We start from the raw sequence: 24411 nt of genomic DNA on the forward strand, positions 1-24411 counted from the left end.
GCCCCAGTGCGTGAGCGCCGCGGCCACACCGCCCGGGGCCAGAATCGGCAGCGCGGACCAGCAGGCCACGTATCTGCACGAGTTCGCGGGCGAGAACGTTCCGCAGGCCTGCGTCGCCATCGCCGAGCCGCAACCGCTGTTCGACCCCACCCAGCTGAAGACCACCGCGGTGCGCACACCGAGCGGCTACCGCCTCGACGGCGTGAAGTCGTTGGTTCCGGCGGCGGCCGACGCCGAGCTGTTCATCGTCGGCGCCCAGCTGGACGGCAAGCCGGCCTTGTTCATCGTCGAGTCGTCGACGAAAGGCCTTACCGTCAAGGCGGATCCGAGCATGGGCATCCGCGCGGCGGCCCTGGGTCACGTGGAGCTCTCGGGCGTCTCGGTGCCGCTGAATGCGCGCCTCGGTGAGGACGAAGCCACCGACGACGACTACTCGGAGGCTCTCGCGCTGTCCCGGCTGGGCTGGGCGGCACTGGCGGTCGGCACCTCGCATGCGGTCCTCGACTACGTGGTGCCCTACGTGAAGGAGCGCGAAGCGTTCGGCGAGCCGATCGCCCACCGTCAGGCCGTCGCGTTCATGTGCGCCAACATCGCGATCGAGCTGGACGGCCTGCGGCTGATCACCTGGCGGGGCGCCGCCCGCGCCGAGCAGGGCCTGCCCTTCATCCGCGAGGCGGCACTGGCCAAGCGGTTGGGCGCCGACAAGGGCATGCAGATCGGCCTGGACGGCGTGCAGCTGCTCGGCGGCCACGGCTTCACGAAGGAACACCCGGTCGAGCGCTGGTACCGCGACCTGCGGGCCATCGGCGTGGCCGAGGGCGTCGTCGTCATCTAAGTCGTCATTCAACTCGAGCCGAAAGACCAATCATGGCAATCAATCTCGAACTGCCCCGCAAACTGCAGGCGGTGGCCGTCAAGACGCATCAGGGCGCCGCGGAACTGATGCGGCCGATCGCCCGCAAGTACGACCTGGCCGAACACGCCTACCCGGTCGAACTCGACACCCTGTACAACCTGTTCGCGGGCGCCTCGGAATCCATCGAGTTCGCCGGGGCCGACAACCTGGGCGACGAGAACAAGGACAGGGACCAAAACCACAACGGCGCGAACATGGCGGCCCTGCTGCAGACCCTGGAGGCCTGCTGGGGCGACGTCGCGATGATGTTGTCGGTCCCCTACCAGGGCCTGGGCAACGCGGCCATCTCCGCGGTGGCCACCGAGGAACAGTTGGAACGCCTGGGCAAGGTGTGGGCGGCGATGGCCATCACCGAGCCGGGCTTCGGCTCCGACTCCGCGGCGGTGTCGACCACGGCCAAGCTGGACGGCGACGAGTACGTGATCAACGGCGAAAAGATCTACGTCACAGCCGGTTCGCGCGCCACCCACATCGTGGTGTGGGCGACGCTGGACAAGTCGCAGGGGCGCGCGGCCATCAAGTCGTTCATCGTGCCGCGCGAGCACCCGGGCGTGACCGTCGAGCGGCTCGAACGCAAACTCGGCATCAAGGGCTCCGACACCGCGGCGATCCGATTCGACAACGTCCGGATCCCGAAGGAGAACCTGCTCGGCAACCCGGAAATCGAAGTGGGCAAGGGCTTTTCCGGCGTGATGGAGACCTTCGACAACACCAGGCCCATCGTGGCCGCCATGGCCATCGGGGTCGGCCGCGCCGCCCTGGAGGAGATCCGCAAGATCCTGACCGAGGCCGGCGTGGAGATCTCCTACGACAAGCCCTCGCACGCCCAGAGCGCCGCGGCGGCCGAGTTCCTGCGGATGGAGGCCGACTGGGAGGCCGCCTACCTGCTCGCGCTGCGCGCGGCGTGGCAGGCCGACAACAAGATCCCGAACTCCAAAGAGGCGTCGATGAGCAAGGCCAAGGCCGGCCGCATGGCCAGCGACGTCACCCTCAAGACTGTCGAATTGGCCGGCACCGCAGGCTATTCCGAGCAATCGATGCTGGAGAAGTGGGCGCGCGACTCCAAGATCCTCGACATCTTCGAGGGCACTCAGCAGATCCAGCAGTTGGTGGTCGCCCGCCGCTTGCTGGGCCTGTCGTCGGCCGAGCTCAAATAGCGACCGGTCTGCGCCGAACGTGCAACCATGGCGGAAATTCGGCGATTTCTTCGCCCTGAGTGCACGTTCGGCGAAACTTAGGCGCCGATCGCGTCCAGCTGCTCGCGGACCTCGTCGTCCAGCTCGATGGAGGCGACGTCGAGGTTCTCCTCGAGGTGGCGCACCGACGAGGTGCCCGGGATCAGCAGCACGTTGGGCGCCACGCCCAGCGTCCACGCCAGCGCGACCTGCGCGGGCGTGTGCCCGAGCCGGTCGGCGGTCTCGACGACCACTCGGTGGGTGAGCACCGGGTTGGGCCGGATGAAGGCGGCCCCCAGCGGGAAGAACGGAACGAACGCGATGCCGCGTGTCGTGCACTCCTCGAGCACGGGCGCCGATCCGCGGTCGACGAGGTTGAATGCGTTTTGCACACAGGCGACTTCGGTGCGCTCCAAGGCGCGCAGCAGGTGATCGCGGTTGACGTTGCTCAACCCGATCCCCCCGATCAGTCCCGCGTCGCGGGCTTCGATCATCACCGACAGCTGGTCGTCGAAAAGCTGATCCGGCCCGTCGCTTTCGAACACGCGCAGGTTGACCGCGGCCAATTGGTCGGCGCCGAGCGTGCGCAGGTTGGTCTCGATGTCGCGGCGCAAGTCGGCCGGCTCGTCGACCGGTAACCAGGCGCCGCTGTCGTCGCGCCGGCCGCCGACCTTGCTCACCAGCGCCAAGTTCTCCGGATAGGGATGCAGCGCCTCGCGGATGAGCTCGTTGGCGACGTCGGGACCGTAGAACTGGGCGGTGTCGATGTGGTCGACGCCGAGTTCGACGGCCCGGCGCAGCACGGCGAGCGCCTCGTCGCGGTCCCGCGGCGGGCCGAAGACGTTGGGCCCCGGCAACTGCATCGCGCCGAAGCCCACCCGGGAGACCGAAAAGCGACCGAGTGGAAAGGAATCCATACGGTGAGGTTAGCGTCGGTGCATGGACACGTTTCAAGCGCTCGTCGCCCGCGAAGATGGTGACCGGATAACCGCCTCGGTCGAGACTTTGAGCCGCTCCGACCTCCCACCCGGTGAGGTGACGATCCGGGTGCTCTATTCGAGCGTCAACTACAAGGACGCGCTGGCGCTGACCCCGGGCGGCGGCGTGGTGCGCAGCTACCCCGTCGTGCCCGGCATCGACCTGACCGGCGAGGTCGTCGAATCCGGTTCGGCGGACTTCACCGTCGGCGAGCAGGTGCTGGCGCACGGATACCAGATCGGCACCGGCCACCACGGCGGCTACGCCGAATACGTGCGACTGCCGGCCGACCAGGTCGTCGCGCTCGGCGCGCTGAGCCCGCACGAGGGCGCGGCGATCGGGACAGCCGGCTTCACCGCCGCCATGAGCGTGCAAGCGCTGATCGACTGGGGCATCGAACCCGGCGCCGGCTCAGTGGTCGTCACGGGCGCCTCCGGCGGCGTGGGCTCGGTCAGTGTGGACCTGTTGGCCGCCGCGGGCTACCGGGTGGTGGCCTCGACCGGCAAAGAGGGTGCCGCCGGGCTGCTGAAAGAGCTTGGCGCCGCGGAGGTTATCGGCCGACTGCCCGAGGATCCCGACGCCAAACCGCGGCCGTTGGCCAAGGCGCGGTGGGCGGCCGCGGTGGACTGCGTCGGCGGCGCGACGCTGGCGGACGTGCTCAGCGCCGTCGACTACGGCGGGGCGGTGGCCTGTAGTGGCCTGACCGGCGGGCCGGCGTTGCGCACCACGGTGATGCCGTTCATCCTGCGCGGCGTGGCGCTGCTGGGCATGGATTCGGTGCAGATGCCGATCGGCCGGCGCCGCAAACTGTGGGCGCTGCTGGGTGATTCGTTGCGGCCGCGTCACCTCGACTTGCTCACCAGCGACGTCGACATCAAGGACGTCGTCGATGTGCTGGATCAGGTGCGTGCCGGCAAGTTCACCGGGCGGGCGGTGGTGCGGGTCGCCGGCGGTTTTTGAGTCGGCAGTAGGCTGTCCGACCATGCGTGCTGCGCGGGTGACTCGGCTGGACGGTCCGGACGCGATCGAGGTGGCGGAGATCGACGAACCATCGGGTGACGGTGTCGTCGTCGAGGTGCACGCGGCCGGTGCCGCCTTCCCCGACGCGCTGCTCACCCGGGGCCTCTACCAGTACCGCCCCGAGCCGCCGTTCGTGCTGGGCGCCGAGATCGCCGGCGTGGTCCGCTCGGCGCCGGACGGCGCGCACGTGCGGGCCGGGGACCGGGTCGTCGGGCTGACGATGCTGTCCGGCGGCATGGCCGAAGTCGCGATCCTGCAACCCGACCGGGTGTTCAAACTTCCCGACAACGTGAGCTTCGAGGCGGGCGCCGGCCTGCTGTTCAACGACCTGACGGTGTACTTCGCGCTGACGGTGCGGGGCCGGCTGGCCCAGGGCGAGACGGTGCTGGTGCACGGCGCCGCCGGCGGCATCGGGACGTCGACGCTGCGGCTGGCGTCGCTGCTCGGGGCGTCGCGCACCATCGCGGTGGTCAGCACGGAAGAGAAGGCGAACGTCGCGACGGCCGCCGGGGCCACCGACGTGGTGTTGGCCGACGGGTTCAAGGATGCCGTCAAGGAGCTCACCGGCGGTCGCGGCGTCGACGTAATACTCGACCCGGTCGGCGGCGACCGCTTCACCGACTCGTTGCGCTCGCTCGCCCCCGGCGGACGGCTGCTCGTCGTCGGCTTCACCGGCGGGGATATCCCGACGGTGAAGGTGAACCGGTTGCTGCTCAACAATATTGACGTGGTCGGCGTGGGCTGGGGCGCCTGGACGGCGACGCATCCGAACGCGCTCGCCGAGCAATGGGCCGGCCTCGAGAAGCTGCTCAGCTCGGGCGAGCTGGCCGCCCCCACCCCCGAGGTCTACCCCCTGGACGAGGCCGCCGCCGCGGTCGCGTCGCTGGAGAACCGCACCGCCAAGGGCAAGGTCGTGGTGCGCGTCCGCGACTGACGCGATGTGCCGGTCGATCGGCGACACATAAACGTCAGCGAAGACACGCCGTGTCGGGTCGCAATGGATTATGTCTCGCGGAGGGCCGGGCCCTTGTGCCGGCCAGAAACAAAAAGTAATGTCACTTTCAGTTTTGTCCCAGCGAGCCCCCGGGGGTCAGCCATGGAATCCTTCGTCCACATGCGAAAAGGCAAGACGCCGCGACGCCTGCACGCCGACCTCGACGGGCTCAAGGACGACGAGCTGGGGCGGGACGGATTCACCGGCCGCACCGCGAACCTGTACCGCCGCCACGACCCCACCGCCTACCGGTCGGTCGGTCCGCTGCGCCCCGTCGACGTGCTCGCGGAACAGCTCAAGCCCGCCGACGCCACCGACGCCAACGGCGGTCCGCTGCTCATGTTCAGCAACGCCGACTGCCGAATCCTGTTGAGCCGTCGCCACGAACCGATGCCGTTCTTCGTCCGCCATGTCGACGGCGACCTGCTGTGCTTCGTACACCGGGGCGCCGGCCTGGTCGAAACCGAGTTCGGGCCGCTGCGCTACCGAGGGGGCGACTGGCTCTACCTGCCGAAGGCGTGCACCTGGCGCCAGGTGCCCGACGAGGAGACGACGCTGCTCATGGTCGAGGCGACCGACGAGTTCCGGGTGCCGCCGCCCGGGCCGCTGGGCCGGCACTTCCCGTTCGACCCGTCGCAGGCCACGATCCCCGACCCGGCGCCCATCGACGATGACGGGCGCGAGGAATACGAGGTGCGGCTCATGCACGAGGGCGGCCCGACGACCCTGTTCTACCAACACCATCCGCTCGACGTCGAAGGTTGGCGCGGCGACAACTTCGCGTTCACCTTCAACATCGACGACTACAACGTGGTCACCTCCGACAGCGTGCACCTGCCGCCGACCGTGCACCTCTTCATGCAGGCCACCGGCGTCTACGTGATGAACTTCCTGCCCAAGCCCGCCGAAGGCGTGGCCGGCACCGAGCGCACGCCGTGGTACCACCGCAACGTCGACTACGACGAGATCGCCTTCTTCCACGGCGGCTCGCTCTACGGCATCCCGATGCCGCCGGGCCTGATTTCCCATGCGCCGCAAGGCGTTCACCACGGCGCACCGGAGAAGGCGCGGGAACGGGCGCGCCGCAAGTTCGACGAGTACTCCCGCGTCGATTGGCAAGTGATCGCCGTCGACACCCGCCGGCGACTGACCCCGTCGGCCGAGGTGCTGGCGCACGACCTAGGACAACACTGACCATGACGACCCGCCACGAATACGAGCGAATCCCCTATCTCATTGCGTTCCAGAACGATTCCGGCGTCCGCGACGTGTACGGCGGCCTGGCCGAGATCACCGTGCTGGAGAGCTACCTGCTCAAGCCGAAAGACAAGCCGTCGGACACCGTGCTGGTGTTCATGCACCCGATCGGCGGCGGCGCCTACCTGCCGATGATCAACGCGCTGGCCCGGGCCGGCCACCATGTCATCTACTGCAACAGCCGGTTCCGCGGCACCGACTCGGCGCTCCTGATGGAGAAGGTGGTCGAGGATCTCGGCGAGTGCATCAAGGACGCGAAGAAGCGGCTGGGCTACACCAAGGTGGTGCTGGCCGGGTGGAGTGGCGGTGGCTCGCTGTCGATGTTCTACCAGCAGCAGGCCCAGCACCCCACCATCACGTCGAGCCCGTCGGGCGACGGCCCCGACCTGACCGCCCTGGAGCTGCCGGCCGCCGACGGCATCATGCTGCTGGCCGCGCACATCAGCCGGCATGGCACGCTGACCGAATGGCTGGACGCGTCGATCCTCGACGAATCCGATCCGACCAAGCGCGATCCCGAGCTGGACCTGTACAACCCGGACAACCCGAACCAGCCGCCCTACAGCCAGGAGTTCCTGGCCCGGTACCGCAACGCACAGGTGATGCGGAACCGGCGCATCACCGCGTGGGTCAAGGACAAGCTCGCCGAGCTGAAGGCGGCCGGCCGCGAGCAAGACGAGTTCTGCTTCGTCGTGCATGGCACCATGGCCGACCCGCGCTGGCTGGACCCGACCGTCGATCCCAACGAACGCGTCCCGGGAACCTGCTACCTGGGGGATCCTCAGGTGGTGAACATGAGCCCGGTCGGATTGGCCCGCTTCTCCACGCTGCGCGGCTGGCTCTCGCAATGGAGTTACGACGACGCCCGCGGCGACGGGGTGGCCTGCGGGCCCGACATCGCGGTCCCGGCGCTGGTCATCGGTAATCTGGCCGACGACGCCTGCACGCCCAGCCACACCAGGCGGCTGTTCAACGCGATCGGGCACCAGGACAAGGAGATGCACGAAATCCCCGGCGCCACCCACTATTACGCGGGCCCCGACCAGCGCGACAAGCTGCGCGCGGCCGTCGATCTCGTCACCGACTGGCTGGTCCGGCACGACTTCGCGGGGGCGCAGTGACGCCCACCGGGCCGCTGGACGGCGTCCGGGTGCTCGAGCTGGGCACGCTGATCGCGGGCCCGTTCGCCGGACGGTTGCTGGGCGACATGGGCGCCGACGTCATCAAGGTGGAACCCCCCGGCGCCCCGGACCCGCTGCGCACCTGGGGCCAGGCCGAGGCCGACGGGGAGCACGTCTTCTGGACGGTGCACGCGCGCAACAAGAGAGCCATCACCCTCGACCTGCGCAAGCCCCGCGGCCGCGAACTGTTCCTGGAGCTGGTCGCGAAGTCCGACGTCGTCGTGGAGAACTTCCGCCCGGGCACGCTGGAGAAATGGGACCTGGGTTACGACGTGCTCAGCGCCCGCAACCCGGGCATCATCCTTGTCCGGGTGTCGGGCTACGGGCAGACGGGACCCGACGCGCACAAGGCGGGCTACGCCTCGGTCGCCGAGGCGGCGAGCGGCCTGCGCCACCTCAACGGTTTCCCCGGCGGCCCGCCGCCCAGGCTCGCGCTCTCGCTCGGTGACACCCTGGCCGGCATGTTCGGCGCCCAGGGCGCGGTGGCCGCGCTGTACCGCCGCGGCATCACCGGGCGCGGCCAGGTGGTCGATGTCGCGTTGACCGAATCCTGTTTGGCCGTACAGGAATCCACCATCCCCGACTACGACCTCGCCGGCGTGGTGCGCGGGCCGTCGGGCACCCGGCTCGACGGCATCGCGCCGTCCAACATCTACCGCAGCGCCGACGGCTCGTGGGTGGTGATCGCCGCCAACCAGGACACCGTCTTCGCCCGGCTGTGCAAGGCGATGGGCCGCCCGGAGCTGGCCATCGACGACCGGTTCGCCACCCACGGCGCGCGCGGCCGCAACCAGGACGAGCTCGACGAGATCATCGGCGCGTGGGCCGCGGAACGCCGGCCCGCTGACATCATCGAAACCCTCAGTGCCGCGGGGGTGATCGCCGGTCCGATCAACACGGTCGCGGAGGTGGTCAACGACCCGCAGCTGCGGGCCCGCGGCATGCTGGTCGAGCACTTCGATGAACGGATCGGGCGCAACGTTCTCGGGCCGGGCATCGTGCCGGTGCTCTCCGAATCCCCGGGCCGCGTGCGCAACGCCGGGCCGGCGCGGCCGGGCCAGCACAACGACGACGTCTACGTCGGGCTGCTGGGCAGGACCGCCGAGGAGCTCGCGGAGCTGCGCGCCGAGGAGGTGCTGTGAACCAGCACGTGGCCATCCGCGAGGTGGCGCTGCGCGACGGTCTGCAGATCGAGGCGCCGATCCCGTTGTCGGCCAAGCTGGAACTGCTGGCCGCGATCGCGGCCACCGGGGTCCGCGAGGTGGAGGTCACGGCGTTCGTCTCGCCGACGAAAGTGCCGTCGATGGCCGACGCCGCCGAGCTCGCAGCCCACCTGCACGACTACCCCGACATCGAGTTCTCCGCCTTGGTGGCCAGTCCCAACGGGGCCAAGCGGGCGGTGGCCGCGGGCCTGCGCTCGATCGAGTACGTGGTGGCCGCCGACGACACGTTCAGCAAGGCCAACGTCGGCCGCACCAGCGCGCAGGCCACCGAGGCGATCGACGAGATCGTCGCGATCGCGCACGGCGCCGGCGTCACCGTCGAGGTCGTCATCGCCACCGCGTGGGACTCACCGTTCGAGGGCCCCACCCCGCCCGAGCGCGTGCTCGAGATCGCCGCGGCCGCCCGCGGCCGGGGCGCCGACCGCCTGTCGATCGCCGACACCATCGGCACCGCCACGCCGGGGCGCGTGAGTTCGCTGATCGCGCAACTGCGTCCGGTGATCGGCGACCTGCCGCTTGGCGGCCATTTCCACAACACCCGCGGCTCCGGGCTGGCCAGCGCGTACGCGGCGGTCGGCTCCGGGGTGACCCGGCTGGACGCCTCGGTCGGCGGGCTGGGCGGCTGCCCGTTCGCGCCCGGCGCCACCGGCAACATCGCCACCGAGGACCTGGTGTACCTGCTGTCCGACAGCGGCATCGGCGTGGACGTCGACCTGCAGGCCGCCATCGCCGCCGCCGAAGTCGCCAAATCGGCTGTGGGCCACGACCTGCCGAGCGCCCTGCTGCGCGCCGGCGACCGGATCCGGACCTAATGCCCGCCCCGGACGCGCTGACCGCCAAGGGCCGCCAAACCAGGCAGGCCATCGAGCAGGCCGCCCGGAAGCTGTTCGCCGAACGGGGCTTTCACGGCACCACGCTGGCCGACATCACGTCGGCGGCGGGCCGCTCGCCCGCGGTGTTCTACCGGTATTTCGCCGACAAGGAGGACCTGCTCGCCGCGCTGGCCGAGTCGTTCCTGCATGACGTCGTCACACCGTCGGGGTTGAGCGTCGAGCTTCCCGAATCGCCCGACGACGACGCGTTCTTCACCGCGGTGGTCACCGGCTACTGGAACATGTTCAAACAAAACATCGGCATCATGATCGCCGTGGCCCAGCTCGCCGCCACCCAGCGGCGCTTCGCGACCGTCCAGAACGAGTTCCGCCGCTTCGGCATGGACATCGTCGCCGCCTCCGTCCGCCGCGCCCAGGACCAGGGCTACGGAACCGAGCTCGACCCGCAACACACCGCGGCGGCCATCGCCCTGCTGTTCGAGAACTTCACCACCGTCTTCGTCGGCCCCTCCAACCTGGGCATCAAGATCAGCGATGAGGACGCCATCGCCACCCTGTCGACGATCTGGAAGAAAACGCTTTACGGCACGTAAGGAGAAACCTGTGGACTTCACACTCCCCGAACACCTTCCGGGTCTGCTCGCCGAGATGGACGAGTTCATCGAGGCCGAGATCAAACCCTTGGAGCGCGAGCACATCCAGTACTTCGACAAGCGCCGCGAACACGCCCGCACCGACTGGGACAACGACGGCATTCCGACGCGCGAGTGGGAGGACCTGCTCGCCGAGATGCGCCGGCGAGCCGACAAGGCGGGCTGGCTGCGCTACGGGCTACCGTCGTCGCTGGGCGGCCGGGACGGCACCAACGTCGACATGGCCGTCATCCGGGAACACCTGGCGCACAAGGGTCTTGGCCTGCACAACGATCTGCAGAACGAATCCTCGATCGTCGGGAACTTCCCGCAGGTGATCATGATGGAGCGGTTCGGCACCGACGAACAACGGCGGGGATGGTCCGAGGCCCTGATCACGGGGGAACGTTCCATGGCGTTCGGGCTCACCGAGCCGCAGCACGGCTCGGACGCCACCTGGCTGGAGACCCGCGCCCAAACCGACGGTGACGGCTGGATCATCAACGGCTCCAAGCGGTTCAACACCGGCGTCCACCGCGCGACTCACGACCTGGTCTTCGCCCGCACCTCCGGTGAGGCCGGCCAGGCGCGGGGCATCACCGCGTTCCTGGTGCCGACGGACGCGCCCGGGTTCGACGTGCCCTACTACTGGTGGACGTTCAACATGCCGACCGATCACGGCGAGGTGGCGCTGACCGACGTCCGGGTGCCGGCCGACGCGGTGCTCGGCGAGGTGGACCGCGGCCTGGAGGTCGCGCAGACCTTCTTGCACGAGAACAGGATTCGGCAGGCGGCGAGCAGCCTGGGCGCGGCCCAGTACTGCATCGACCGCGCCGCCGAATACGCCGGCACGCGGACGGTGTTCGGCAAGCCGCTGTCGGTCAACCAGGCCGTGCAATGGCCGCTGGCCGAGTTGCAGACCGAGGCCCAGATGGTGCGGCTGCTCGTCCACTACGCCGCCTGGCACCTGGACCGCGACCACCACATGGAGGTCTCGGACAAGGTGTCGATGGCCAACTACCGGGCCAACCGACTGGTCTGCGACGCCGCCGACCGGGCCATGCAGATCTTCGGCGGCCTGGGCTACAGCCGGCACGAGCCGTTCGAACACATCTACCGCCACCACCGTCGCTACCGGATCACCGAGGGAGCCGAGGAGATCCAGATTCGCCGGGTGGCCCAGCGGCTGTTTAAGTTTGGCAAGTGACGTCGACCGAGGAGCTGGCCACCCAGATCGCCGCGGCGCTGGCGCCGGTCCTCGGCGCCGACGTCGCCGTGGAGAACCTGCGCGCGCTGACCGGGGGCGCCAGCCGCTCGACGTGGGCGTTCAACGCCGTCGCCGGCGAGCGACGCCACGCGCTGATCCTGCGCACGGGCGCGCCCGACGACGTGCACGCCGGCATGGAGCTGGAAGCACGCGCCCAGGCCGCCGCCGCTGCCACAGGCGCGCCGGTCCCCCACGTCCTCCTCGCTGACGATTCGCCTGCCGCCCTGGGCAATCCGTTCCTGATCTGCGACGCGATCGAGGGTGAGACGATCGTCCGGCGCATCCAGCGCCAACTCGACGAGGCCGGCGGGCAAGCGGCCCGCGCCGGGCTGCTGCGGCAATGCGCACAGGCCCTGGCGGCGATCCACCGCGCCGACCCGGGCATCCCCGGCCTGGCCCGCGAGGATCCGCTCGCGCAGTGGCGCGAGCGGCTCGACGCGATGGGTGACACCACGGCCACTTTCGAATGGGCGTTCCGCTGGCTCGAGGCGCGCCGACCGGAGTCATCGGCCGACGTGCTGGTGCACGGCGACTACCGGATGGGCAACCTCATCGTCGACGGGGCCCGCCTCGCCGCCGTCCTCGACTGGGAATTGGTGCACCGCGGCGACCCCTACGACGACCTGGCCTGGTTCTGCATCCGGGCCTGGCGCTTCGGCGCCCCGGCCAGCCTCGGCGCCGGCGGCCTCGGCAGCATCGAGAGCTTCTTGCGGGACTACGAGCAAGCCGGCGGGACCAGCGTCGACCGGGCGGCGTTCCACTGGTGGCTCGTGCTGGCCACCCTGCGCTGGGGCGTCATCTGCCGCTACCAGGCCGAGCGGCACCTGAGCGGCCAGTTCCGCTCGGTGGAGCTCGCCGCGATCGGTCGCCGCGTGTGCGAGACCGAGTGGGACCTGCTCGACCTGCTGGAAGGGGCCGCCTGATGATCGGCGCGTACGGCCGCCCGCTCGCGGCCGAGCTGGTGGCCGCGGTGGCCGAGTTCCTCGAGACCGACGTGCGGGCGGCCACCACCGGGCAGGTGAACTTCCACGCGCGGGTGGCCGCCAACGCGCTGCGGATCGTCGAGCGCGAGCTTCTCGACGAGAGCGACAGCGAATCCCGCGCCGCGCTGGCCGACCTGGGATTCGCCGACGAGGGAGAGCTGGCCGCCGCGATACGGGCCGGCGAGGTGGACGGGCGGGCCCGCGAGGTCACCGCGTGCCTGCGCACCTTGGTGCGCCGCCGGGTGGCGGTGGCGCACCCCGGATACGACACCGAATAGCCGGGCGACGACGCGGGCCGTGCAGCGGCGCGCGAAGGAGCCGGGCCATCGAGATAGGAGCAGTCGCCATGGCCGGTGCGAGTGTGGAGATCGTGGCCGACGCGGCCGACCGCCTGTTCACGGCGATCGAGAAGGGCGACTACGCGGCGGTCGACGGGATGTGGAGCGATGACATCGCGGTCTGGCGAGTCGGCGCGCGCGGCGACGACGGCAAGGCTCGCGCGCTGCGCGTCATCGACTGGTTCATCACCGCGACGACGGAGCGCCGCTATGAAATCCTGGACCGGCGATTCTTCGAGGGCGGCTTCGTCCAACAACACGTCCTGCACGCCACCGGTCATGCCGGACAATCGATCTCGATGCGGGTCTGCATCGTGATCAGGGTGGGCGGCGACGGCCGGCTGGACCGGATCGACGAGTACTTCGACCCCGCAGATATCGCGCCGTTGCTCGGCTGACGTTAGATTCGCCACGACAGATGGGGGTGACGATGACGACTTTGGAAACACTTCTCAACGATCCCGACCTGGCCGGCGTGTGGAACCTCGTCCCGAACCGCTCGACCATCACTTTCAAGATCAGGAACATGTGGGGTCTGGTGCGGGTCAAGGGCCGCTTCACCGAGTTCAGCGGAGACGGCCAACTGACGGGCACGGGGGCGGTCTTCGGCCGCCTCGACATCCGCGCCGCCTCCCTGGACACCGGCATCGGGCGTCGCGACAAGCACCTGCGCTCGGCCGATTTCTTCGACGTCGAGCGCTTCGGTGAGATCAGCGTCGTCGTCACCGCGGTGCAGCCGACCAAGGGCAAGTCCGCCGACCTCCGGGCCGCCTTCACCATCAAGGGCGTGACCGCGCCGCTGCCGCTGTCCGCCACGATCACCGAGCTCGACGACGGCTCGATCCGGATCGCGGGGGAAGCCAAGGTGGATCGCACCCAGTTCGACCTGGGCTGGAACCGCCTCGGCATGATCGCCTCGACCGCGACGGCAGCGGCGGACGCCGTCTTCGTGCGGGCTGCCCAGTGAATCCGGCGCGGCACCAGTAGCATCTGCAGCGTGTCCGACTCCAGTCCCGAATCCAGCGTCGCCCTGCGGATCCTGGTCTACAGCGACAACGCCGAAACCCGCGAGCAAGTGATCCGGGCGCTGGGCAAGCATCTGCATCCGGACCTGCCCGAGCTGACCTACCTCGAGGTGGCGACCGCCCCGATGGTGGTCCGGCAGATGGACGAGGGCGGCATCGACTTGGCCATCCTGGACGGCGAAGCCACGCCGACCGGCGGCATGGGAATCGCCAAACAACTCAAAGACGAACTGGCGACGTGCCCGCCGATCCTGGTGCTCACCGGCCGCCGGGACGACGCCTGGCTGGCGAACTGGTCGCGGGCCGAAGCCGCGGTGCCGCACCCCATCGATCCCATCGTGCTCGGCCGCACGGTCCTCGGGCTGCTCCGCACGCCCACCCGATAGACCCGCGCAAGGCGCCTCACCTGCGCCGTTAGCGTCTCACCGCGCCCGCATCCGCGTGTCGTTCGCGCACGGCGCCCGACCGCCAGGTTGCGGTGACGCAAAACTTTCCCGGATACCCCCACCCCGACAAAGCACACCTGCCTTCGCGACGCTATGTTGTGGAGGTCACTGTGACCACCCGCGGCCCGGGCGCGTCACAGCAGCCCGGCCCCCCGCCCGGCCGCCGCACCGGCGGCCCGTACGAGGAGATCTTGGAGCGAGTTGAACGTCTACATACCCATCCTGGTACTCGGTGCGATAGCCGCGGCCTTCGCCGTCGGATCGGTGGTGATCGCGAGCCTGGCCGGCCCGTCGCGCTACAACAAGTCGAAGATGGCCCCGTACGAATGCGGCATCGAGCCGACCGACAGCCCGGTCAGCGGCCCGCACGCGGCGAGCGGCCAGCGGTTCCCGGTGAAGTATTACCTGACCGCAATGCTTTTTATCGTCTTCGACATCGAGATCGTGTTCTTGTATCCCTGGGCGGTCAGTTACGACGCGCTGGGAACGTTCGCGTTGGTCGAGATGGTGGTGTTCATGCTCACGGTTTTCGTGGCGTACGCCTATGTGTGGCGCCGCGGCGGCCTGACGTGGGATTGAGGTAGACGTGGGTCTCGAAGAACAGCTGCCCGGTGGGATTCTGCTGTCGACGGTCGAGAAGGTGGCCGGCTATGTACGCAAGAACTCGTTGTGGCCGGCGACGTTCGGGTTGGCCTGCTGCGCCATCGAGATGATGGCAACCGCCGGGCCAAGATTCGACATCGCGCGGTTCGGCATGGAACGGTTCTCGGCGACGCCGCGGCAGGCCGACCTGATGATCGTGGCCGGGCGGGTGAGCCAGAAGATGGCGCCGGTGCTGCGCCAGATCTACGACCAGATGGCAGAGCCGAAATGGGTGCTGGCCATGGGCGTGTGCGCGTCGTCCGGGGGCATGTTCAACAACTACGCGATCGTGCAGGGCGTCGACCACATCGTGCCGGTCGACATCTACCTGCCCGGCTGCCCGCCGCGGCCCGAGATGCTGCTGTACGCAATCCTGAAGCTGCACGAGAAGATTCAGGAGATGCCGCTGGGCGTCAACCGGGAAACCGCCATCGCCGAGGCCGAGCAGGCCGCGCTGTCGGCTCGGCCCACCATCGAGATGCGCGGGCTGCTGCGATGAGCTCGCCCGACCACGACCCGAAGCAAGCGGCGACCGAAGGGGCCGGCGTGCCCCGTGCCGACGGTGAGGTCATCAACGTTCGCCGCGGCATGTTCGGCATCACCGGTAGCGGTGACACCACCGGGTACGGGCGGCTGGTGCGGGAGGTCGTGCTGCCCGGCAGCTCTCCCCGCCCATACGGGGGCTATTTCGACGACGTGGTGGACCGGCTGGCCGACGCTCTGCAGGCGGCCGACGTCGAATTCTCCGACGCGATAGAGAAAGTCGTGGTGTACCGCGACGAGCTGACCCTGCACGTGCGCCGCGAGGCGCTTCCCCAGGTGGCCCAGCGCCTTCGCGACGAACCGGAGCTGCGTTTCGAGATGTGCCTGGGCGTGAGCGGGGTGCACTATCCCCACGAGGCGGGCCGCGAACTGCACGCGGTGTATCCGCTCCAGTCGATCACGCACAACCGCCGCGTCCGGCTGGAAGTGGCTGCGCCGGACGAGGATCCGCACATCCCCTCGCTGTTCGGCGTCTATCCGACGACGGACTGGCACGAGCGCGAGACCTACGACTTCTTCGGCATCGTCTTCGACGGACACCCGTCGCTCACCCGCATCGAGATGCCCGACGACTGGCATGGCCATCCGCAGCGCAAGGACTATCCCCTCGGCGGCATCCCGGTGGAATACAAGGGCGCGCAGATACCCCCGCCCGACGAGCGGAGAGCGTACAACTGATGAGCACAGTCACTGACTCGACCAACGGCGGAGGCGGCGCCGGTGAAACCGTGCTGGTCGCCGGCGGCCAGGACTGGGACCAGATCGTCGACGCCGCTCGCAACGCCGACCCCGGCGAGCGGATCGTCGTCAACATGGGACCCCAGCACCCGTCCACCCACGGCGTGCTGCGGCTGATCCTGGAGATCGAGGGCGAGACGGTCACCGACGTCCGCTGCGGAATCGGCTACCTGCACACCGGCATCGAGAAGAACCTGGAATACCGCTACTGGACCCAGGGCGTCACCTTCGTGACCCGAATGGATTATCTGTCACCGTTTTTCAACGAGACCGCGTACTGCCTGGGCGTGGAGAAGCTGCTCGGCATCACCGATCAGATTCCGGAGCGGGTCAACGTCATCCGGGTGATGATGATGGAGCTCAACCGGATCTCCTCGCATCTGGTCGCATTGGCCACCGGCGGCATGGAGCTGGGCGCCATGACGCCGATGTTCGTCGGCTTCCGCGGCCGCGAGATCGTGCTGACCCTGTTCGAGAAGATCTCCGGATTGCGGATGAACAGCGCCTACATCCGGCCGGGCGGCGTGGCACAGGACCTGCCGCCGGGTGCGGAGTCCGACGTCGCCGAGGCCCTCAAGCCGCTGCGCCAGGTGCTGCGCGAAATGGGCGGCCTACTCAACGAAAACGCCATCTGGAAGGCGCGCACCCAGGACATCGGCTACCTGGACCTGACCGGGTGCATGGCGCTGGGCATCACCGGGCCGATCCTGCGGGCCACCGGGTTGCCGCACGACCTGCGCAAGAGCGAACCGTACTGCGGATATGAAAACTATGAATTCGACGTGATGACCGCCGACACGTGTGATGCTTACGGGCGCTACATGATTCGCGTCAACGAGATGTGGGAGTCGATCAAGATCATCGAGCAGTGTCTGGACAAGTTGAAGCCGGGCCCGACCATGATCGAGGACCGCAAGATCGCCTGGCCGGCCGACTTGAAGGTGGGCCCCGACGGCATGGGGAACTCACCGGAGCACATCGCCAAGATCATGGGCAGCTCGATGGAGGCGTTGATCCACCACTTCAAATTGGTCACCGAGGGCATCCGCGTTCCCGCCGGCCAGGTCTACACCGCGGTGGAGTCGCCGCGCGGCGAACTCGGCGTGCACATGGTCAGCGACGGCGGCACCCGCCCCTACCGGGTGCACTACCGCGACCCCTCGTTCACCAACCTGCAGTCGGTCGCCGCGATGTGCGAGGGCGGCATGGTGGCCGATTTGATCACCGCGGTCGCCAGCATCGACCCGGTCATGGGCGGGGTGGACCGGTGACCGGCCCGCAGGGACAGCCGGTCTTCCTCCGGCTCGGACCGCCGCCGGAGGAGCCCAACGCGTTCGTCACCGAGGGTGCGCCGCAGTCGTATTCGCCGGAGGTGCGGGCACGGCTGGAAGTCGACGCCAAGGAGATCGTCGGCCGCTACCCCAACAAGCGCTCGGCGCTGCTGCCGTTGCTGCACCTGGTGCAGGCCGAGGACTCCTACCTGACCCCGGCCGGTCTGGAGTTCTGCGGGGAGCAGCTGGGACTGACCGGCGCCGAGGTGTCGGCGGTGGCGAGCTTCTACACCATGTACCGCCGCGGGCCCACGGGTGACTACCTCGTCGGTGTCTGCACCAACACGCTGTGCGCCATCATGGGCGGCGACGCGATATTCGACGCGCTGAAGGAACATCTGGGCATCGGCAACGACGAGACCACCCCCGACGGCTCGGTCACCCTGCAGCACATCGAGTGCAACGCCGCCTGCGATTACGCGCCGGTGGTGATGGTCAACTGGGAGTTCTTCGACAACCAGACGTGCGACTCGGCACGCGAACTCGTCGACTCGTTGCGCTCCGGTGAGCCCAAGCCGCCGACGCGGGGCGCCCCGCTGTGCGCCTTCCGCGAGACGTCGCGCATCCTGGCCGGCCTGCCCGACGAGCGCCCGGACCAGGGCCAGGGCGGGGCGGGCGAGGCCACCCTGGCCGGGCTGAAAGTGGCGCAGGAACACGGCATGCAGGCGCCCACTCCCCCGGGGAGCCCGTCATGACGACCTCTCAGGCCACGCCGCTCACCCCGGTCATCAGCCGCTTCTGGGACGACCCGGAGTCCTGGACCCTGGAGACCTACCGCCGGCACGACGGCTACGAGGCGATGAAGAAGGCGCTGGCCATGGCGCCCGACGACGTCATCGCCACCGTCAAGGACTCCGGGCTGCGCGGCCGCGGCGGCGCCGGCTTCTCGACCGGCACCAAGTGGTCGTTCATCCCGCAGGGCGACACCGGCGCGGCCGCCAAGCCGCACTACCTGGTGGTCAACGCCGACGAGTCCGAACCCGGTACGTGCAAAGACATTCCGTTGATGCTGGCGACGCCGCACGTACTGGTCGAGGGTGTGATCATCGCCGCCTACGCGATCCGGGCCAGCCACGCCTTCATCTACGTGCGCGGCGAGGTGCTGCCGGTGCTGCGCCGCCTGCAGAACGCGGTGGCCGAGGCCTACGCCGCCGGATACCTGGGCCGCGACATCAACGGTTCGGGGTTCGACCTCGAGCTGGTGGTGCACGCCGGCGCCGGCGCCTACATCTGCGGCGAGGAGACCGCGCTGCTCGATTCCCTGGAGGGCCGGCGCGGCCAGCCCAGGCTGCGCCCGCCGTTCCCCGCGGTGGCGGGCCTCTACGGCTGCCCCACGGTGATCAACAACGTCGAGACGATCGCCAGCGTGCCCTCGATCATCCTCAACGGCGTCGACTGGTTCCGGTCCATGGGCAGCGAGAAATCGCCCGGCTTCACGCTGTATTCGCTGAGCGGGCACGTCGCTCGGCCCGGCCAGTACGAGGCGCCGCTGGGCATCACGCTGCGCGAATTGCTCGCCTACGCCGGCGGAGTGCGGGCCGGGCACCGACTCAAGTTCTGGACCCCCGGCGGATCGTCCACCCCGCTGCTCACCGACGAGCACCTCGACGTGCCGCTGGACTACGAGGGCGTGGGCGGGGTCGGCTCGATGCTGGGCACCAAGGCGCTGGAGATCTTCGACGAGACCACCTGCGTGGTGCGCGCCGTGCGCCGCTGGACGTACTTCTACAAGCACGAATCGTGCGGGAAGTGCACCCCTTGCCGGGAGGGGACCTTCTGGCTGGACCAGATCTACGAGCGGCTTGAAACCGGTACGGGCACCAGCGAGGACATCGACAAGCTGTTGGACATCTCCGACACCATCCTGGGGAAGTCGTTCTGCGCGTTGGGCGATGGCGCCGCCAGCCCGGTGATGTCGTCGATCGAGTTCTTTCGCGACGAATACGTGGCCCACGTCGAAGGCGGTGGCTGCCCGTTCGACCCCAGAGACTCCATGCTGAACGGAAAGGCTTGACACTTTGACCAGTGCCGCCAAAACCGAGACCGGCGACCCCAAGGACGGCCCCGAGCGTCCGCCGGACATGGTGACGCTGACCATCGACGGCAACGAAATCAGCGTGCCCAAGGGCACTTTGGTGATCCGAGCGGCCGAATTGATGGGCGTCCAGATCCCGCGGTTCTGCGACCACCCGCTGCTCGAGCCCGTCGGTGCCTGCCGGCAGTGCCTGGTCGAGGTCGAGGGGCAGCGCAAGCCGATGGCGTCGTGCACGACGGTCGCCACCGACGACATGGTGGTGCGCACGCAGCTCACCTCCGAGGCCGCCGACAAGGCCCAGCACGGGGTGATGGAGCTGCTGCTCATCAACCACCCGCTCGATTGCCCGATGTGCGACAAGGGCGGCGAGTGCCCGCTGCAGAACCAGGCGATGTCCAACGGCCGCACCGATTCTCGCTTCACCGACGTCAAGCGCACGTTCGCCAAGCCGATCAACATCTCCGCCCAGGTGCTGCTGGATCGCGAGCGCTGCATCCTGTGCGCCCGCTGCACCCGATTCTCCGAGCAGATCGCCGGCGACCCCTTCATCGACATGCAGGAGCGGGGCGCCCTGCAGCAGGTCGGCATCTACGCCAACGAGCCGTTCGACTCGTACTTCTCGGGCAACACGGTGCAGATCTGCCCGGTCGGCGCGCTGACCGGAACGGCCTACCGCTTCCGCGCCCGCCCGTTCGACCTGGTGTCCAGCCCCAGCGTGTGCGAGCACTGCGCGTCCGGGTGCGCCCAGCGCACCGACCACCGGCGCGGCAAGGTGCTGCGCCGCCTGGCCGGCGACGACCCCGAGGTCAACGAGGAGTGGAACTGCGACAAGGGCCGGTGGGCGTTCACCTACGCGACCCAGCCGGACGTCATCACCACTCCCCTGATCCGTGATGCGGACGGCGCGCTGGTGCCCGCGTCGTGGTCGCACGCGATGGCCACGGCGATCCGGGGCCTCGAGGCGGCCCGCGGGCGCACGGGCGTGCTGGTCGGCGGCCGGGCGACGCTGGAGGACGCCTACGCCTACTCGAAGTTCGCCCGAATCGTGCTGGACAGCAACGACATCGACTTCCGCGCCCGCCCCAGCTCGGCCGAGGAGGCCGGCTTCCTGGCGGCACACATCGCCGGCCGGCGCAATGTCAGCTATTCCGATCTGGAATCCGCGCCGGTGGTGGTGCTCGTCGGCTTCGAGCCCGAGGACGAGTCCCCGATCGTGTTCCTGCGACTGCGCAAGGCCGCCCGCAAGCGCGGGCTGCCGGTGTACGCGATCGCGCCGTTCGCCACGCGGGCGCTGGTGAAGATGTCGGGCCGGCTGATCAAGACCGCTCCGGGGGGCGAGGCCGCGGCGCTGGACGCGCTGGGCACCGGCGAGGTGGGCGACCTGCTCTCCTCCCCGGGCGCGGTCATCATGGTCGGGGAACGGCTGGCCACGGTGCCCGGCGGGCTGTCTGCCGCCGCCCGGCTCGCCGACGCCACCGGGGCCCGGCTGGCGTGGGTGCCGCGGCGGGCCGGCGAGCGCGGCGCGCTGGAGGCCGGCGCGCTGCCCACCCTGCTGCCCGGCGGCCGCCCGCTTGACGACGAGGCCGCCCGCGCACAGATCGCGGCGGCGTGGCACGTCTCCGAATTGCCTTCCGCCGGTGGGCGGGACGTCGAGGGCATCCTCGCCGGCGCCGCCGACGGGACGCTGGGCGCCCTGCTGGTCGGCGGCGTCGAACCCGACGACTTCGCCGATCCCCGAGCCGTGCTGGCCGCGCTGGACTCCGCGGGCTTCGTGGTCAGCCTGGAGCTGCGGGCCAGCGCGGTGACCGAGCGCGCCGACGTGGTGTTCCCGGTCGCGCCGACGACGCAGAAGGCCGGCGCCTTCGTCAACTGGGAGGGCCGCTACCGCCCCTTCGAACCCGCGCTGCGCGGCACCATCGCGCAGGCCAGCCAGTCCGACCACCAAGTACTCGACGCGCTGGCCGAGGAGATGGGCGTCTATCTCGGCCTGTCGACCGCCGAAGCGGCCCGCACGGAACTGGCCGGGCTGGGCACCTGGGACGGCGGCTGGGCGTCCGGCCCGTCCGTCGCGACCCCGCAGCCCGCCCAGCCCGGTGCGGGTGAAGCCGTGCTCACCGGCTGGCGGATGCTGCTCGACAACGGCCGGATGCAAGACGGCGAGCCGCATTTGGCCGGCACCGCACGCAAACCCGCGGTTCGGCTGTCGGCAGACACGGCCGCCGAAATCGGCGCCGCCGACGGCGACGCGGTGACCGTCAGCACGCCGCGCGGATCGATCAGCCTGCCGCTGATCATCACCGACATGCCCGACCGGGTGGTGTGGCTTCCGCTGAACTCGCCGGGTTGCGCCGTGCACCGGCAGCTGGGCGTAAGCCTGGGCAGCACAGTGAAAATCGGAGTGGGATCATGACGACGAGCTCCTTGTCCGCATTCGGGCACGACACCTGGTGGCTGGTGCTGGGCAAGGCGCTGGCCATCTTCGTGTTCCTCATGCTCAACGTGCTGGTCGCGATCCTGCTGGAACGCAAGATCTTGGGCTGGATGCAGCTGCGGCCCGGTCCCAACCGGGCGGGACCGTGGGGCGCGCTGCAAAGCCTCGCCGACGGAATCAAGTTGGCGCTCAAGGAAACCATCACCCCAGGCGGTGTCGACAAGTTCGTCTACTTCGCGGCTCCGGTCATCTCGACGATCCCGGCGTTCACCGCGTTCGCGTTCATCCCCTTCGGCCCGGTGGTGTCGGTGTTCGGCCACCGCACCCCGCTTCAGCTGACCGACCTGCCGGTCGCGGTGCTGTTCATTCTCGGGCTGTCGGCCATCGGGGTGTACGGCATCGTGCTCGGCGGCTGGGCATCCGGGTCCACCTACCCGCTGCTGGGCGGCGTGCGCTCCACCGCCCAGGTCATCTCCTACGAGGTGGCGATGGGGCTGTCGTTCGCGGCGGTGTTCCTCTACGCCGGTTCGATGTCCACGTCGGAGATCGTCGCCGCACAGGACCGGGTCTGGTACGTGTTCCTGCTGCTGCCGTCGTTCGTGATCTACCTGATCTCGATGGTCGGTGAAACCAACCGGGCCCCATTCGATTTGCCCGAGGCCGAGGGCGAACTGGTCGCCGGCTTCCACACCGAGTATTCGTCGCTGAAGTTCGCGATGTTCATGCTCGCCGAGTACGTCAACATGATGACGGTGTCGTCGCTGGCCACCGCGTTGTTCTTCGGAGGCTGGCACGCGCCCTGGCCGATCAACATGTGGGCGGGCGCCAACACCGGCTGGTGGCCGGTGCTCTGGTTCACCGCCAAGATGTGGACCTTCCTGTTCATCTACTTCTGGCTGCGGGCCTCGCTGCCCCGGCTGCGCTACGACCAGTTCATGGCGCTGGGCTGGAAGCTGCTGATCCCCGCCTCACTGGTCTGGGTGTTGATCGCGGCCGTGATTCGGACCATGCAGAACCAGGGGTATGCGCATTGGACCCCGGTGCTGGTGGTCAGCAGCATCGTGTTCGCGACGGCACTGGTGCTGTTGTTGCGAAAACCGTTCGCCACGCCGGGTATTCGCGCGCTGGAGCGACAGCTCCGCCGCCAGGCCAAACAGCTGCCTGCCGGACAGACCTCCACACCCGTATTCCCGACACCGCCGCTGCCGATGAAGTCCCTGGCGGCCGCGAGCAAGGAGAAAGCACGTGGCTAAGTTCCTAGACGCCGTCGCCGGATTCGGCGTGACGTTCGGATCGATGTTCAAGAAGAACGTCACCGAGGAGTATCCGGAGAAGCCGGGCCCGGTGGCGCCGCGCTATCACGGCCGTCACCAGCTCAACCGGTACCCGGACGGTCTGGAGAAGTGCATCGGGTGCGAGTTGTGCGCGTGGGCCTGCCCGGCCGACGCGATCTACGTCGAGGGCGCGGACAACACCGAGGAGCTCAGGTATTCGCCCGGGGAACGCTACGGCCGGGTCTATCAGATCAACTACCTGCGCTGCATCGGCTGCGGCCTGTGCATCGAGGCCTGCCCGACCCGCGCGCTGACGATGACCAACGACTACGAGATGGCCGACGACAACCGCGCCGACCTGATCTACGAGAAGGACCGGCTGCTGGCTCCCCTGCTGCCCGACATGACCGCGCCGCCGCACCCGCGCGCGCCCGGTGCCACCGACAAGGACTACTACCAGGGCAACGTCACCGCGGACGGCCTCAAGGAGACCGAGAAGGCCGGGGAATCCCGGTGACTGGAGTGACAAGCCAGCTCCTGGCTTCCGACACCATCGTGCGCACCTCCACCGGTGAAGCGGTGGCGTTCTGGGTGCTGGGCGCGCTCGCGCTGATCGGCGCGATCGGGGTGGTGCTCGCGGTCAACGCCGTGTACTCGGCGATGTTCCTGGCGATGACCATGATCATCCTGGCGGTGTTCTACATGATCCAGGACGCGCTGTTCTTGGGTGTCGTCCAGGTCGTCGTCTACACCGGCGCGGTGATGATGCTGTTCTTGTTCGTGCTGATGCTGATCGGCGTGGACTCCGCGGAATCCCTGAAGGAAACGCTGCACGGTCAGCGCATCGCCGCGGTCCTGGCCGGGATCGGCTTCGGCGTTCTGCTGATCGCGGCGATCGGCACCGCCGCGACCGTCGGCTTCGCGGGCCTGACCACCGCCAACGCCAACGGCAACGTGGAAGGGCTTGCGGCGCTCGAAGCGTTCGCGGTGGGCCAGCACCATCGCGCCGATGGCCGCGGTGATCAGCAGCGCGCTGGTGAGTTCGAACGCCCAGACGTACCGCGAGAAGATCAGCGCCGCAAGCCCTTCCACGTTGCCGTTGGCGTTGGCGGTGGTCAGGCCCGCGAAGCCGACGGTCGCGGCGGTGCC

The 24411-nt window shown here is 69.0% G+C and carries 25 protein-coding genes and 1 pseudogene; 25 read left to right on the forward strand and 1 reads right to left on the reverse strand.

Annotated features, from left to right (window positions below):
* On the forward strand, window positions 1-835 hold an 835-nt coding region (locus A5704_RS22425), incomplete at its 5' end, for an acyl-CoA dehydrogenase family protein (protein WP_197508526.1).
* A gap of 32 nt (window positions 836-867) precedes the next feature.
* Window positions 868-2073: an acyl-CoA dehydrogenase family protein gene (locus tag A5704_RS22430; protein WP_067784537.1), complete on the forward strand. Its 1206-nt coding sequence runs from the start codon at window positions 868-870 to the stop codon at window positions 2071-2073.
* Window positions 2074-2150: 77 nt separating this feature from the next.
* Here A5704_RS22430 and A5704_RS22435 read toward each other — a convergent pair whose 3' ends face one another.
* Entirely contained in the window at window positions 2151-3008 is an 858-nt protein-coding gene (locus A5704_RS22435) for an oxidoreductase (protein WP_067784540.1), read from the reverse strand.
* Between the two features lie 22 nt (window positions 3009-3030).
* Between A5704_RS22435 and A5704_RS22440 the strand changes: the two genes are divergently transcribed.
* From A5704_RS22440 to A5704_RS22550, 23 genes and pseudogenes are all read left to right on the forward strand, one after another.
* The gene (locus A5704_RS22440; RefSeq protein WP_067757029.1) at window positions 3031-4029 is read left to right on the forward strand and encodes an acryloyl-CoA reductase; all 999 of its coding nucleotides are present in this window, start codon (window positions 3031-3033) and stop codon (window positions 4027-4029) included.
* A 22-nt stretch (window positions 4030-4051) separates the two neighbouring features.
* Complete coding sequence (locus A5704_RS22445; RefSeq protein ID WP_067757032.1) at window positions 4052-5023, forward strand: NADPH:quinone oxidoreductase family protein; 972 nt, start codon at window positions 4052-4054, stop codon at window positions 5021-5023.
* A gap of 162 nt (window positions 5024-5185) precedes the next feature.
* Window positions 5186-6277, forward strand: coding sequence for a homogentisate 1,2-dioxygenase (locus A5704_RS22450; protein ID WP_067784543.1), 1092 nt, complete (start codon window positions 5186-5188; stop codon window positions 6275-6277).
* 2 nt (window positions 6278-6279) lie between these two features.
* A complete protein-coding gene (locus A5704_RS22455) occupies window positions 6280-7461 on the forward strand; it encodes a S9 family peptidase (protein WP_067757038.1) in 1182 nt (393 codons plus the stop codon).
* On the forward strand, window positions 7458-8663 hold the full coding sequence (locus A5704_RS22460) for a CaiB/BaiF CoA-transferase family protein (protein WP_067784546.1): 1206 nt from the start codon (window positions 7458-7460) through the stop codon (window positions 8661-8663). Before A5704_RS22455 ends, A5704_RS22460 begins: the two co-directional genes overlap by 4 nt.
* Entirely contained in the window at window positions 8660-9556 is an 897-nt protein-coding gene (locus A5704_RS22465; protein ID WP_067784549.1) for a hydroxymethylglutaryl-CoA lyase, read from the forward strand. The genes A5704_RS22460 and A5704_RS22465 overlap by 4 nt, the downstream gene beginning before the upstream one ends.
* Complete coding sequence (locus A5704_RS22470; protein WP_067784553.1) at window positions 9556-10170, forward strand: TetR/AcrR family transcriptional regulator; 615 nt, start codon at window positions 9556-9558, stop codon at window positions 10168-10170. The genes A5704_RS22465 and A5704_RS22470 overlap by 1 nt, the downstream gene beginning before the upstream one ends.
* Before the next feature lie 10 nt (window positions 10171-10180).
* Window positions 10181-11416: an acyl-CoA dehydrogenase family protein gene (locus tag A5704_RS22475; RefSeq protein ID WP_067891137.1), complete on the forward strand. Its 1236-nt coding sequence runs from the start codon at window positions 10181-10183 to the stop codon at window positions 11414-11416.
* Entirely contained in the window at window positions 11413-12399 is a 987-nt protein-coding gene (locus tag A5704_RS22480; RefSeq protein WP_067891140.1) for a phosphotransferase family protein, read from the forward strand. The genes A5704_RS22475 and A5704_RS22480 overlap by 4 nt, the downstream gene beginning before the upstream one ends.
* Window positions 12399-12737: a DUF6285 domain-containing protein gene (locus A5704_RS28915; RefSeq protein ID WP_067891144.1), complete on the forward strand. Its 339-nt coding sequence runs from the start codon at window positions 12399-12401 to the stop codon at window positions 12735-12737. Before A5704_RS22480 ends, A5704_RS28915 begins: the two co-directional genes overlap by 1 nt.
* A 68-nt stretch (window positions 12738-12805) precedes the next feature.
* Window positions 12806-13195 carry a nuclear transport factor 2 family protein gene (locus A5704_RS22490; protein WP_067757055.1) on the forward strand — a complete coding sequence of 130 codons (390 nt, stop codon included), beginning with the start codon at window positions 12806-12808 and terminating at the stop codon, window positions 13193-13195.
* Window positions 13196-13227: 32 nt separating this feature from the next.
* A complete protein-coding gene (locus tag A5704_RS22495) occupies window positions 13228-13764 on the forward strand; it encodes a YceI family protein (RefSeq protein WP_067891155.1) in 537 nt (178 codons plus the stop codon).
* Between the two features lie 30 nt (window positions 13765-13794).
* Window positions 13795-14208 carry a response regulator transcription factor gene (locus A5704_RS22500; protein ID WP_067271403.1) on the forward strand — a complete coding sequence of 138 codons (414 nt, stop codon included), beginning with the start codon at window positions 13795-13797 and terminating at the stop codon, window positions 14206-14208.
* 261 nt (window positions 14209-14469) lie between these two features.
* Window positions 14470-14847 carry an NADH-quinone oxidoreductase subunit A gene (locus A5704_RS22505; protein WP_067271405.1) on the forward strand — a complete coding sequence of 126 codons (378 nt, stop codon included), beginning with the start codon at window positions 14470-14472 and terminating at the stop codon, window positions 14845-14847.
* Between the two features lie 7 nt (window positions 14848-14854).
* On the forward strand, window positions 14855-15409 hold the full coding sequence (locus A5704_RS22510; RefSeq protein WP_067271408.1) for an NADH-quinone oxidoreductase subunit B family protein: 555 nt from the start codon (window positions 14855-14857) through the stop codon (window positions 15407-15409).
* A complete protein-coding gene (locus tag A5704_RS22515; protein WP_067891147.1) occupies window positions 15406-16131 on the forward strand; it encodes an NADH-quinone oxidoreductase subunit C in 726 nt (241 codons plus the stop codon). The genes A5704_RS22510 and A5704_RS22515 overlap by 4 nt, the downstream gene beginning before the upstream one ends.
* Complete coding sequence (nuoD, locus tag A5704_RS22520) at window positions 16131-17462, forward strand: NADH dehydrogenase (quinone) subunit D (protein ID WP_067757063.1); 1332 nt, start codon at window positions 16131-16133, stop codon at window positions 17460-17462. Before A5704_RS22515 ends, nuoD begins: the two co-directional genes overlap by 1 nt.
* On the forward strand, window positions 17459-18217 hold the full coding sequence (gene nuoE, locus A5704_RS22525) for an NADH-quinone oxidoreductase subunit NuoE (RefSeq protein WP_067757066.1): 759 nt from the start codon (window positions 17459-17461) through the stop codon (window positions 18215-18217). The genes nuoD and nuoE overlap by 4 nt, the downstream gene beginning before the upstream one ends.
* A complete protein-coding gene (nuoF, locus tag A5704_RS22530) occupies window positions 18214-19536 on the forward strand; it encodes an NADH-quinone oxidoreductase subunit NuoF (protein ID WP_067891149.1) in 1323 nt (440 codons plus the stop codon). The genes nuoE and nuoF overlap by 4 nt, the downstream gene beginning before the upstream one ends.
* A gap of 4 nt (window positions 19537-19540) precedes the next feature.
* Window positions 19541-21967, forward strand: a complete 2427-nt coding sequence (locus A5704_RS22535) for an NADH-quinone oxidoreductase subunit G (RefSeq protein ID WP_067891152.1) — start codon at window positions 19541-19543, stop codon at window positions 21965-21967.
* An 11-nt stretch (window positions 21968-21978) separates the two neighbouring features.
* Entirely contained in the window at window positions 21979-23241 is a 1263-nt protein-coding gene (gene nuoH, locus A5704_RS22540; RefSeq protein WP_067784566.1) for an NADH-quinone oxidoreductase subunit NuoH, read from the forward strand.
* Window positions 23213-23779, forward strand: a pseudogene (gene nuoI / locus A5704_RS22545) (NADH-quinone oxidoreductase subunit NuoI); the annotation flags it as partial. The gene nuoH and the pseudogene nuoI, both read left to right, overlap by 29 nt.
* Window positions 23780-23784: 5 nt before the next feature.
* Window positions 23785-24411, forward strand: a 627-nt coding sequence (locus tag A5704_RS22550) for an NADH-quinone oxidoreductase subunit J (protein ID WP_231969205.1), incomplete at its 3' end; no start/stop codon positions are given.

It is taken from the genome of Mycobacterium sp. E735 (assembly GCF_001666955.1).
Taxonomy (GTDB): domain Bacteria; phylum Actinomycetota; class Actinomycetes; order Mycobacteriales; family Mycobacteriaceae; genus Mycobacterium.